Source organism: Paraburkholderia aspalathi, from assembly GCF_905220735.1.
GTDB classification, from domain to species: Bacteria; Pseudomonadota; Gammaproteobacteria; order Burkholderiales; family Burkholderiaceae; genus Paraburkholderia; species Paraburkholderia aspalathi.
In genome coordinates this window covers 750998-763495 of the sequence record NZ_CAJNBA010000003.1, presented here as the reverse complement: position 1 = coordinate 763495, position 12498 = coordinate 750998, and the positions used below count along the sequence as shown (strand labels likewise).

The following is a 12498-nucleotide window of genomic DNA, read 5'->3' as shown; positions in this document are numbered from 1 at the left end:
ACCACGAACGGCGGCGCAAAGCTACGTTCAGGCGAGACCGAAGCCATCGTCGGCGGCAATCACCGAGCCGTTGATGAATTGCGATTCATCGGCCGCCAGCAGCAGCAACAGCCCATCCAGATCCTCCGGCTTGCCGACACGGTGACGCGGCAGCAACGAGACCAGCTTCTGCCCCTGCTCGGTCGACCAGTGATGATGGTTGATCTCGGTATCGATATAGCCCGGGCAGATGGCGTTCACGTTGATGCCGTGCTTGCCCCACTCCAGCGCCATGGCTTTCGTCATATGGACGACTGCGGCTTTGCTCATCGAGTACAGGCCGATCTGCGGCAACACCCGCAGACCCGCCATCGACGCGATATTGATGATCCGGTATGACGGCTTCTGCGCGCTATTGCCACGCATGATCATGCGCTTGGCGACTTCCTGGGCAACGAAGAATGCGCCGCGCGTGTTAGTGTCGAACACGTATTCGAAATCGGCCGGCGTGACTTCCGAGAGCTTCTGAGTGGTCGACACACCTGAATTGTTCACCAGAATGTCGATCGTGCCCGCCTCGGTTTCCGCGTGGGCGACAGCCGACTTGATGCTTTGATAATCCGTGACGTCGAGCGAGACGACGTGCGCCGCGCCCCCGGAGGCTTCGATCTCGGCGCGCAACTCCTTCAAGCGCTCAGTGCGGCGGCTTGCCAACACGACCTTGGCGCCAGCCTGCGACAATACTTGAGCAAAGCGCTTCCCCAACCCGCTCGAGGCGCCGGTGATCAGCGCGACCTTGCCTTCCAGATTGATCGAACGGCCCATTGTCGTTCCTTGTTCGGTTGTTGTTACAGACGCGGTTGACAGGTGCGGTAGGACCATCACTGCGGGTCATACCGTATCACAGAAATAGAACGATCGTGCTAATCTCTGCTCATCTGGTTGCAGTGGCGGAGACCATCGCCCACAATACGATCCCGAAAAAAGCATTCTAACGGTAAGAAGAGGAGCATCAATGACCCCCGCAAGCCTCATTGAGCAATACGGTCCACGCGAGTCGATGGAATACGACGTTGTGATCGTCGGCGGCGGCCCGGCAGGCCTGTCCGCAGCGATCCGCCTGAAGCAGCTGGCGGCGGAAAAAGGCGTCGAGCTTGGCGTGTGCGTACTGGAAAAAGGCTCGGAGATCGGGGCTCATATCCTGTCGGGCGCGGTGATGGATCCGCGCGCCATCACCGAACTGATCCCGGACTGGAAGGAAAAAGGCGCGCCGCTGACGGTGGACGTGACCGAAGACAAGTTCCTGTTCCTGACGGAAACCGGTTCGAAGAGCGTGCCGACCTGGGCGCTGCCGGACAACTTCAAGAACCACGGCAACTACGTGATCAGCCTCGCGAACGTCACGCGCTGGCTGGGTCAGCAGGCTGAAGCGCTGGGCGTGGAGATTTTCCCGGGCTTTCCGGCCGCTGAGATTCTGTATAACGACGATGGCTCGGTCAAAGGCGTCGCCACTGGCAATCTGGGGATCGGCAAGGATGGCGAGCCGACCGAGAACTTCCAGCTCGGCATGGAGCTGCACGCGAAATACACACTCTTCTGCGAAGGCGCGCGTGGGCATCTCGGTCGTCAACTGAACGACAAGTTCAAGCTGCGCGAAGGCGTCGATCCGCAGGTCTACGGTATCGGTATCAAGGAATTGTGGGAAATCGATCCGGCGAAGCACAAGCCGGGTCTGGTGATGCATACCGCCGGCTGGCCGCTGGAGAACGACACGTACGGCGGCTCGTTCCTCTATCACATGGACAACAACCAGGTGGTGGTGGGCTTCGTGGTCGGTCTGGGCTACACGAATCCGTACCTGTCGCCGTTCGAGGAATTCCAGCGCTACAAGACGCATCCGGCAATCCGCGCAATTCTGGACGGCGGCAAGCGCGTGTCGTATGGCGCGCGGGCGATTACTGCGGGCGGTCTGTTGTCGCTGCCGAAGCTCGTTTTCCCGGGTGGCGCGCTGGTGGGTGACGATGCAGGCTTCCTGAACGCGTCGCGGATCAAGGGTTCGCATGCGGCGATCAAGACCGGCATGCTGGCGGCTGAGGCTGCTTTTGAGGCTGTCCAGGCTGGCCGCACCAGCGACGAGCTGACGGGTTATCCGGAGTCGTTCAAGACTTCGTGGCTGCACACGGAACTGCATCGTGCGCGTAATTTCAAGCAGTGGATGAGCAAGGGCCTGTACCTCGGCACCCTGATGGTCGGCATCGAGCAGAAGCTGCTGGGCGGCAACGTGCCCTGGACGCTGCATCACCAGCATTCCGATCACGAGATGCTGAAACCGGCGTCGCAATGCAAGCAGATCACGTATCCGAAGCCGGATGGAAAGCTGACGTTCGACAGGCTGTCTTCCGTGTTCATTTCGAACACCAACCACGAAGAGAATCAGCCGGCTCACCTGACGCTGAAAGACCCTTCGGTGCCGGTGAATGTGAACTGGCAGACGTATGCCGGTCCGGAGTCACGCTACTGCCCCGCCGCGGTGTATGAGTTCGTGAAGAACGACGACGGCAGCGAGCGTCTCGTGATCAACGCGCAGAACTGCGTGCATTGCAAGACCTGCGATATCAAGGACCCGACCCAGAATATCGTCTGGGTGACGCCTGAGGGTGGCGGCGGTCCGAACTATCCGAATATGTGATTCGGTGTTTGTTTGCCGTGCGCGGAGCTTGTTTGTCCGCGCACCGCATGCAGGCAAGCTCCACGCAGGTAAAAACAAAGCGGCATCCATTGCAGACGTGCTGCCAACGTCGCCGCAAAGCAACAAGCTCAAACTCACCGCATCATTTCAATCCGCTCCCGCACTTTAGCCAGCACCGGCGCCCATGCGCCAATCTCAGGCTGTCGGAAGAGCTCAATAGAATCGTACCAGGCCGTGGTGCCCGATTCGTCGCCCCAAAACCATGCCGACACGTGATCGATCATCAAACACGTCGGCACGCCAAGCGCCCCTGCCAGATGCGCGGGTCCGCTATCAATCGTGACTACCAGATCCAGATTCGCCAGCAGCGCAGCGACATCGTCGAATCCGGACTGAAAATGGTGGGTCAGGTCGACGACATCGAGCCCCTTGGCGCGCCACTGCGCGACTGTCTCGCTGCGCCCAGGCGACAACGCAAACCAGGTCACGCCCGGCACGCTCAATAACGGCTCGAGTTGCTCGACAGGCACCGACCGCCGCGTATCGCGGATATGCTCGGGATTACCGTTCCACACCAAACCGACGTTGCGATTACCCGCGCCCGGCTTGCGGGCTGTGTGCGCATGAACCCGCTCGCGCCATTTCTGCACGCGCGTGGGCTCGGCGCTGAGATACGGCGCACCCCACCCCGCTGCATCGAAGACGCCGAGCCGCAACGGCAAGCTCATCAACCCGCAATGGAAATCCGGCCGCGTTTCAAAGCTCGTTTCGAGCGGCAAGTCAGCGGGTAGCATCCGTTCGAATAGATGCCGCAACGGCCCGTCGTGACCGAAAATCACCCGGCCGCCTTCGCGTCGCGCCCGCTCGGCCAGGAGCGGCAGAAAGCGCACCGCCCAAAGGCAGTCGCCGTTACCTTGCTCGCCGTAGACGACCAGCGTTTTGCCTTGCAGCGATTCGCCCTGCCAATGCGCACTGATCGCAGCGAGCGCATGCTGCGCGTTATTCAGATCGTCGCCGAACGCGACGCGTGATTCGTAATGCGCCCAGCCTTCGGCGAAACGTCCCGTCCGGATTTCAAGTTCCGACAGATCGAATAGCGCATGCACGTTATCCGGCGACAACGCCAGCACTTGCCTGAGCAAGGCTTCCGCTTCGGCCAGCCGCGCCTGCTCCTTGATGCACAACGCGAGCTTGTGAAGCGCCACCGGGTTGCCGGGTACGATGCGCACCGCTTCGCGCAGTAGCCGCTCGGCCATGTCGAAGTCATTGCGCTGTTGCACGGCCGCCGCACGCCAGATCAGCGCGTTGGCGTCTTCGGCGTTTTGCGCGAGCAACAGCGTCGTGGCGGAGTCGACGAGCGACCAGTCGCGCACGATGAAGGCCGTCTGCGCGATGGTGTGTAGGAGCGTAGGTTCGCAGGAGGGATCAAGCTGGTAAGCGCGCACCAGCGCCGCGAGCGCCTCGCGCCGAAGCGACTTGTCGCGGCCGGCGCGCTCCAGCAAGAAATGTCCGAGTGCAAGGCAGTCCGCGGCGCCAGCGTGTGGCGCGGTGGCACGCGCGCGCAGGTCCGCGAGTTGGCTATCGGCCGGCTCGGTGTTCGTATCGGTCATTGAAACGAGAGGCCACGCGCACTACGAAGACGCCCAGAAAGCGCCCTTTACGGCGCGCTCGCCGCGATCTTCGGCGTGCTGACGGCGACGTCGCCGCATTGCGCACGGTGGCGCAACGCATGGTCGATCAGCACCAGCGCGAGCATGGATTCGGCGATCGGCGTGGCGCGGATGCCGACGCACGGGTCGTGACGCCCGAACGTTTCGACAACAACGGGCTGCCCCGCCTTGTCGATCGAGCGGCGCGGCGTACGGATGCTCGAAGTCGGCTTGATCGCGATCGACACCGTGATGTCCTGGCCGGTCGAAATACCGCCGAGCACACCACCCGCGTGATTGCCGACGAAGCCTTCCGGCGTCAATTCGTCGCCGTGGACCGAACCGCGTTGCGCGACGCTGGCGAAGCCCGCGCCGATTTCGACGCCCTTCACCGCATTGATGCCCATCATGGCGTGCGCAATGTCTGCGTCGAGCCGGTCGAACAGCGGCTCGCCCAGCCCAACCGGCACGCCGGAAGCCACGACGTTAATGCGTGCGCCGATCGAGTCGCCGTCTTTACGCAAGGCGTCCATATACGTTTCCAGCTCCGGCACGATCTCCGCATTCGGCACGAAGAACGGGTTCTCACGCACATGCGACCAGTCGACGAACGGCACGTCGATTTCTCCGAGCGCCGCCATGTAGCCGCGGATCTCAACACCGAACTTTTCACGCAGCCATTTCTTCGCAACCGCACCGGCCGCTACCGTCGGTGCGGTCAGACGGGCCGACGAACGGCCGCCGCCGCGATAGTCGCGAATGCCGTATTTCTGCCAGTAGGTGTAGTCGGCGTGACCGGGACGGAAGGTGTCGGCGATGTTGCCGTAGTCTTTGCTGCGCTGGTCTGTATTGCGGATCAGCAACGCGATCGGCGCGCCGGTGGTCTGGCCTTCGAACACGCCCGACAGGATCTCGACCTTGTCTTCTTCCTGGCGCTGCGTGACATGGCGCGACGTGCCGGGTTTGCGGCGGTCAAGTTCGAGCTGGATGTCGGCTTCGCTAAGCGCCATACCCGGCGGGCAGCCGTCGATCACGCAGCCGATAGCGGGGCCGTGCGATTCGCCGAAGGTCGTGACAGTGAAAAGCGTACCGAGCGTGTTGCCGGACATGGGCGTCGTCCAAAGAAATGCGGGGAAAACACCATTATGCCAGCCCTACAGGGGCTAAGTCCCGGCCGCCCTACTTCCGCGCCCCGCGCAACTCGGTGACGATCTTCTGCAGCACCTCAGGCGTCGCCTCGGCCGGATCGATCGGCTCACCCACCGCCAGCGTCAGCCGGCTCATTACGCCCTTCTGGATCGGTCGCGGCCAGCGCGCGTCGTTGGCGCGTGAAAACACGCTCCCCCACAGCCCGCGCAGCGCCATCGGTATCACCGGCGCCGGCGTGCGGCGGATGATCTCAGTCACGCCATGGCGGAACGGATTCATCTCGCCAGTCTTCGTCAATTTGCCTTCCGGGAAGATGCAGACCAGATCGCCCTCGGCGAGCGCCTCTGCGCAGCGTTCATAGGCGCGCGTCAGCAGCTCCGGGTCCTGATGGGCGGGCGCAATCGGAATCGCCTTCGCATGGCGGAACACCCAGCCGGCGAGCGGCGACTTGAAAATCTGATGGTCCATCACGAAGCGGATCGGCCGCGGACTCTCGGCCATGATGACGATCGCGTCGACGAAGCTCACGTGATTGCACACCAGCACGGCCGCACCCTCTTCCGGAATCCGTTCGGCATGCACGAGGCGAATCCGGTAGAACGTATGCACCAGCACCCAGGCGATAAAGCGCAGCAAGAACTCAGGCACGAGCGAATAAATGTATGTCGCGACGACAATGTTCAGCAGCGCGGTGACGAGGAAAATCGCCGGAATACTGAAGCCCGCCGCGGTCAGCCCCATCGCCATCAACGCCGAGACGATCATGAACAGCGAATTCAGAATATTGTTCGCGGCGATGATGCGCGCGCGGTGGGTCGGCTGGCTGCGGCTCTGGATCAGCGCATAGAGCGGCACGCTATAGAAGCCGCCGAACATGGCCAGCAGGAACAGATCGGCCAGCACGCGCCAATGGGCGGGCCGCACGAGGAATTCGCCGACGCTCAACAGATGCCCGACGGCCGGCAACGCATGGCTCGCGAAGAACAGATCGATCGCGAACACGCTCATGCCGATCGAGCCGAGCGGCACGAGGCCGATTTCGACGCGCCGCTTCGAGAGCTTTTCGCACATCAGCGAACCAAGGCCGATACCGATCGAGAACGTGCCGAGCAGCACGGTCACCACGTCCGGATCGGCGGACAGCACGTTTTTCGCAAAACTGAAAAACGAAGACAGAAAAGTCGCGCCGACGAACCACAGCCAGGAAATCCCCAGCAGGCTCAGAAACACAGTCCTGTTTTCGCGCGCGAGCTTCAGGTTGCGCCACGTTTCACTGACCGGATTCCAGTTGACGCGCAGATCGGGCTGCGGCGCCGCCGTGACAGGCACAAAGTTCGACACCAGCCGCCCCACCAGAGCAATCCCGACACAGGCGCAGGCCAGCACCACCGCGCCATGCTCGACGAAACCCGCACCCACGCCGCCGATAATCGTCCCAATCAGAATCGCGACGAAGGTGCCCATCTCGACCATGCCGTTGCCGCCGACCAGTTCCGACTTCGACAGATGCTGCGGCAGATACGAATACTTGACTGGTCCGAATACGGTCGAATGGACGCCCATCAGAAACGTGCACAGATATAGCAAGGGCGCGCTGTGCATCCAGAAACCCGTGCCGCCGATCAGCATCACGACGATTTCGAAGCTCTTAACGAAGCGCGTGAGCATCGCCTTATCGTACTTGTCCGCGATCTGGCCGGAGGTGGCCGACAGCAGCACGAACGGCAGAATGAAGATCGCCGAGATCAGGAACGCCGCGGTTTTCGGATCGACGCCGGAAAAGCGCGCCGCCTGGTACGTGACGAGCGACGTGAAGCCGATCTTGAAGACGTTGTCGTTCATCGCGCCGAGAAACTGGGTCCAGAAAAACGGCGCGAAGCGGCGCTGGCTCAGCAGGCGGAACTGGGACTCGTGCGTCTCGTGAGAGCGGGCGGCACGGCGGGCGGCAGGTATCGGGCGATCGCTCATGAGGTTCGGAGAACAGGCTAAGAGAGCAGCAAAGGGGAAAGGGCCGGACACAAAAAAAGCGCACGCTTTCGCGCGCGCCTTGATCGCATTTTCATACTCACGGCAACGGCGCGAGCGCCGCGGTGAGCCACCGCACGTGAGTTAACGCGGCGCCGGTTGTTGATCCTGCGGTTCTTCCGGCCAGTCGCGGATATAGGCCTTGAGCATGCGGTTTTCGAAGCCCTGCTCTTCGACCACCGCCTTGGCGACGTCGTAGAACGAGATCACGCCCATCAGCGTGCGGCTTTCCAGCACCGGCAAATAGCGCACGTGGTGCTCGAGCATCATGCGGCGAACCTCGTTGACGTCCGTTTCGGGCGTGCAGGTGAGCGGATGGTCGTCCATCAACTTGCGGATCGTGGAGGTACCGAGGCTGCCGCCGTGCTTGCTCAAGGTCAGAATAATTTCGCGAAACGTCAGCATGCCGACGAGGTCGCCGTATTCCATCACGACCAGCGAGCCGATATCGTGCTCGGCCATGGTATTGACTGCGTCGTGCAGCGTGGTATCCGGCGTGACCGTGAAAAGGGTGTTGCCTTTGACTTTAAGAATGTCGCTGACTCGCATAATCTGTCTCCGTGATACCCGCTAAGCTGATAGTGCCTGAATGACTTTCGATCCTAGCGGAAAGGTCCATAAAAGGAAAGCGGCCCGCCCACCAAGGCGCAACGGGCGTTTGCAAGGTCGGCCCGGCGCCGTTCAGCGCGCCCACATTGTCCGACCCGCGGGAAAACCGCGCTTGAAGCGATCCATGCCGGTGATAGGATGGCCGCCACTTTCACCTTTCGCGAGGCCGTCCGTGGCCTCGCCGCACAGGATGTCCGCCAACCGTTTCGATACGCTTGCGCTGCACGCCGGCGCCGCGCCCGACCCGACCACCGGCGCGCGCGCCACGCCTATTTACCAGACTACCTCGTTTTCGTTCCGCGACTCGGACCACGCCGCGGCGCTCTTCAATATGGAGCGCGCCGGCCACGTCTATTCGCGCATCTCGAATCCGACCGTGGCCGTTTTCGAGGAGCGCGTGGCCGCGCTGGAAAACGGCGCAGGCGCGATCGGCACGGCCAGCGGCCAGGCCGCGCTGCATCTGGCGATCGCCACGCTGATGGGCGCCGGCTCCCATATCGTCGCCTCCAGCGCACTGTACGGCGGCTCGCACAACCTGCTGCACTACACGTTGCGGCGCTTCGGCATCGAGACGACCTTCGTCAAACCCGGTGACATCGACGCATGGCGCGCCGCGCTGCGCCCGAACACACGCCTGCTGTTTGGCGAGACGCTCGGCAACCCGGGCCTCGACGTGCTCGATATCGCCGCGGTGGCGCAACTCGCGCATGAGCACCGCGTGCCGCTACTGGTCGATTCGACCTTCACGACACCCTACCTGCTCAAGCCGTTCGAGCATGGCGCCGACTTCGTCTATCACTCGGCGACCAAATTCCTCGGCGGCCACGGCACCACGATCGGCGGCGTACTCGTGGACGGCGGCACGTTCGACTTCAACGCATCCGGCCGCTTCCCCGAATTCACCGAGCCGTACGAGGGCTTTCACGGCATGGTGTTCGCCGAGGAAAGCACCGTCGCACCGTTCCTTCTGCGAGCACGCCGCGAGGGCTTGCGCGACTTCGGCGCGTGCCTGCATCCCCAGGCCGCCTGGCAACTGCTGCAAGGCATCGAGACGCTGCCGCTGCGCATGGAGCGGCACGTCGCGAATACGCGCAAGGTGGTCGAATTCCTGAGCGCACACCCTGCCGTCGAAGCCGTCGCCTACCCGGAACTGCCGACGCATCCAGACCATGCGCTCGCGAAGCGTCTGCTGCCGCGCGGCGCGGGCGCGGTGTTCAGCTTCAATCTGCGTGGCGACCGCGCCGCCGGGCGTAGCTTCATTGAAGCGCTTTCGCTGTTCTCGCATCTCGCGAACGTCGGCGACGCACGCTCGCTGGTCATCCATCCCGCATCGACGACGCACTTCCGCATGGACGCCGCCGCGCTCGCTGCAGCCGGCATCGCCGAAGGCACGATCCGCCTGTCTATCGGCCTTGAAGACCCCGACGATCTGATCGACGACCTCAAACGCGCACTGAAAGCCGCGCAGAAAGCGAGTGGGACGACCACGGGAAGTGGGCCATCCGGTAGCCCGTCCAGTACGGTAAAAACCGGCCCGGTCAGTTCATCCGCCGCTCCAGCAATCGGCAACGCCTCCGCCTCGCCTGCCGATGCCGCCAAACCCCGCCCGGAGTCCGCATGATCCTCACCGTTCAAGGCAAGCCCGCCTACGCGTACGCCGGCGGCAAACCCTTCGATCCTAGTCTGCCGACGGCGGTGTTCATCCACGGCGCCGAGCATGACCATAGCGTGTGGGCATTGCAAACGCGTTACTTCGCGCATCACGGCTTCAGCGTACTGGCGGTCGATCTACCCGGTCACTGCCGCAGCGCCGGCCCGGCGCTCACCACCGTGACCGCAATGGCCGACTGGCTGGCCGCCCTGCTCGACGCCGCCGGTGTGCAACGCGCCTTCGTGGCCGGCCACAGCATGGGCTCGCTGATCGCCCTCGACTTCGCCGGCCGCTATCCGGAACGCGCGACGCACCTCGCGCTGCTCGCCACCGCCGTGCCGATGGCTGTCTCCGACGCCTTGCTCGACGCCGCCCTGCATCGCGAGCCCGATGCAATCGACATGGTCAATCAATGGTCGCATTCGACGCTCGCCGCCAAGCCGTCGTGCCCCGGCCCGGGCTTCTGGCTGCACGGCATGAACCAGCGGCTGATGGAGCGTGTCTCGGCGAGTGGCGAGCCGCAGCTGTTCCACACCGACTTCACGGCCTGCAATAGCTACGCGGACGGCCTCACACGCGCCACCGAGGTCCGTTGCCCGACGCGCCTGATCGTGGGCCGACGCGATGCGATGACGCCGCCGCGTGCGGCCAAAGCGCTCGCCGCCACGCTCTCCCAGGCCGGCGTACCGGTCGACACCGTCACGCTCGAGGCCGGCCATGCCTTGATGACCGAACACCCGGATGCCACGCTCGACGCGCTTTTCAGCTTCGCCTCGAAAGCCGCAGGCGCGGTTCCAACCGGCGTTCGATAGTCGCTGCGAGTCGTCACGATAGCCGGGCACGTGGAGACGCGCCATCGGCCGAATGGCCTAGTTGCGCGCATGGTCCGATAGCCGCACAATGGGCCAAGCCTGTCCTGTTTCGAGCGCGTTCCGAGCATGCCCGCGCGCGGCGAAGCAACCTGGGAGCGACGGGCACGGAATCGAGTAGCGTCGACATTCGGAGGCCGTGATGGCTCAAACCGCGCACACCGATCACTTCGCGAGTTTCGCGGAGTTCTACCCGTACTACCTGAGCGAGCATCGCAACACGGTATCGCGGCGGCTGCATTTCGTGGGGTCGCTCGGCGTGATCGGGTGCCTCGCCATGGCGCTCGCCACCGGTGACTGGCTATGGCTGCCGGCTGCCGTGATCTGCGGATACGGCTTTGCCTGGGTCGGGCATTTCTTCTTCGAGAAGAACCGGCCGGCTACCTTCCGGCATCCGTTTTATAGCCTGATGGGCGATTGGGTGATGTTCAAGGACATCTGCGTGGGGAAGATTTCGCTGTAGGTTTGCCGCCGCTTCAGGCGGCCTGCTCATGCAGCCTGATGCGGCATTGAAGAAGTACCCTGCTCACTTTCCTGCACACGCGCTGCCCGCGCGGCAGCACGCGCCGCCAGCAGCACAGCGAGCGTCACTTTCAGCTTGTCGTTTTCCAACGCCGCCAGAAGCGTCTGGCCATCCACGCGCGTAGAGTTCAGTTCAAGCTGATATTCGAGTTCCGCCCGATCGATCACGAACAGGTCGAACAGACGCTCGACGGTGATCTGCGCGGGATTTGCCAGCAGCAGGAAGTACGGACGCGTGTCGTCGTCCTGCAAGCGCGCGATCCACTCGATCTCCTCGAGTTTTAGCAGCAGCCTGACCGTGGTATCCATGTCGCGACGAAGCATTCGCGAGATCTCCGGCATCGTGTAGCCGCGCTTACCCGCATCGCGTGCTTCCGAGAGCCGCGCGAGGAGTTCAAGCGAATCGAACAGATCGCTGCCCTCGAAAGTCGGCCGGTGAAACTGGCCAATGCGGATTGCCGGTAACGCCGATGCGATCATCGCGCCGGCCAGCGCAATGAACCAGCACAGGTACATCCACAGCAGGAATAACGGCACAGCGGCAAACGCACCGTACACCGCGGTGTAGGTGGGAATGCGGCGTACGTAGTAGCCAAAGCCGCGCTTGGCGAGTTCGAAGGCGATCGCGGCAGTAATCCCGCCGATCACCGCGTCGCGCCACTCCACCCGGCAGTTCGGCAGAAATACGTAAAGCATCGTGAAGGCGAGCGCCGTCAACGGCAGCGCGGCGCCGGTCAGCGCCCAGTCGATCACCGACGGAATATGCTGGACGGCCGTGACCGCCATGGACCGGGTGAACAGATAGGAAGAAATCGACAGGCTCACGCCAATCAGAATCGGGCCGAGCGTAATGATCGCCCAGTAGACCAGGATGCGCTGCGCGATCGGCCGCGCCTTGCGCACCCGCCAGATCACGTTGAACGCGGATTCCACGGTCATCATCGTCATCACGGCGGTGACGAACAGAAAAATCATGCCGATGGTCGTAAGGCCCTTGGCCTTCGACGCGAACTGATTCAGATAATCGAAAATCTGACTGTTGAGCTGCGCAGGCATCAGATGGTCGGCGAGGAAAATCTGCAGCGACATCTGAAACGAGCTGAAAATCGGAAACGCCGTGAACAGCGCAAACGCGACCGTGGCGAGCGGCACTAGCGAGAGCATGGTGGTGAACGTGAGGCTGCCGGCCACCTGCGGAATGCGGTCTTCGCTACTGCGCTTCGCCGCAAACTGCGCGAGCCGTTTGAGCGTGTCGAGATCGAAACGCACCCTGGACAACAAACCCACCTCCTTGCTTCATAAAACGGTGTTTCAGGACCGTGCCCGAGGCCTGGCCGAATGGCTATGGATGGCCTG

At 62.9% G+C, this 12498-nt stretch carries 10 protein-coding genes; 4 read left to right on the top strand and 6 right to left on the bottom strand.

Annotated features, from left to right (window positions below; all coding sequences use genetic code 11):
* Window positions 1-27: 27 nt before the first annotated feature.
* The gene (locus tag KHO30_RS22345) at window positions 28-804 is read right to left on the bottom strand and encodes an SDR family oxidoreductase (protein ID WP_093643305.1); all 777 of its coding nucleotides are present in this window, start codon (window positions 802-804) and stop codon (window positions 28-30) included.
* A 190-nt stretch (window positions 805-994) separates the two neighbouring features.
* Here KHO30_RS22345 and KHO30_RS22340 point away from each other — a divergent pair, with 190 nt between their 5' ends.
* Window positions 995-2668, top strand: coding sequence for an electron transfer flavoprotein-ubiquinone oxidoreductase (locus KHO30_RS22340; RefSeq protein ID WP_200651069.1), 1674 nt, complete (start codon window positions 995-997; stop codon window positions 2666-2668).
* 134 nt (window positions 2669-2802) lie between these two features.
* On the opposite strand, the gene KHO30_RS22335 is transcribed toward KHO30_RS22340, so the two are convergent.
* From KHO30_RS22335 to KHO30_RS22320, 4 genes are all read right to left on the bottom strand, one after another.
* Window positions 2803-4278 (bottom strand): tetratricopeptide repeat protein, encoded by a 1476-nt coding sequence (locus KHO30_RS22335; protein ID WP_211702343.1) that lies wholly within the window; start codon window positions 4276-4278, stop codon window positions 2803-2805.
* Between the two features lie 47 nt (window positions 4279-4325).
* Window positions 4326-5426, bottom strand: a complete 1101-nt coding sequence (gene aroC, locus KHO30_RS22330) for a chorismate synthase (protein WP_093643314.1) — start codon at window positions 5424-5426, stop codon at window positions 4326-4328.
* 70 nt (window positions 5427-5496) lie between these two features.
* A complete protein-coding gene (locus KHO30_RS22325; RefSeq protein ID WP_211702341.1) occupies window positions 5497-7434 on the bottom strand; it encodes an MFS transporter in 1938 nt (645 codons plus the stop codon).
* A 141-nt stretch (window positions 7435-7575) separates the two neighbouring features.
* Window positions 7576-8040 (bottom strand): CBS domain-containing protein, encoded by a 465-nt coding sequence (locus tag KHO30_RS22320; RefSeq protein WP_054042287.1) that lies wholly within the window; start codon window positions 8038-8040, stop codon window positions 7576-7578.
* Between the two features lie 250 nt (window positions 8041-8290).
* Between KHO30_RS22320 and KHO30_RS22315 the strand changes: the two genes are divergently transcribed.
* From KHO30_RS22315 to KHO30_RS22305, 3 genes are all read left to right on the top strand, one after another.
* The gene (locus tag KHO30_RS22315) at window positions 8291-9721 is read left to right on the top strand and encodes an O-acetylhomoserine aminocarboxypropyltransferase (RefSeq protein WP_211702339.1); all 1431 of its coding nucleotides are present in this window, start codon (window positions 8291-8293) and stop codon (window positions 9719-9721) included.
* Window positions 9718-10563, top strand: coding sequence for an alpha/beta fold hydrolase (locus KHO30_RS22310; protein ID WP_211702337.1), 846 nt, complete (start codon window positions 9718-9720; stop codon window positions 10561-10563). Before KHO30_RS22315 ends, KHO30_RS22310 begins: the two co-directional genes overlap by 4 nt.
* A gap of 199 nt (window positions 10564-10762) precedes the next feature.
* Window positions 10763-11083 carry an Mpo1-like protein gene (locus KHO30_RS22305; RefSeq protein WP_093643326.1) on the top strand — a complete coding sequence of 107 codons (321 nt, stop codon included), beginning with the start codon at window positions 10763-10765 and terminating at the stop codon, window positions 11081-11083.
* 26 nt (window positions 11084-11109) lie between these two features.
* Here KHO30_RS22305 and KHO30_RS22300 read toward each other — a convergent pair whose 3' ends face one another.
* A complete protein-coding gene (locus tag KHO30_RS22300; RefSeq protein WP_211702335.1) occupies window positions 11110-12423 on the bottom strand; it encodes a YihY family inner membrane protein in 1314 nt (437 codons plus the stop codon).
* Window positions 12424-12498 lie beyond the last annotated feature (75 nt).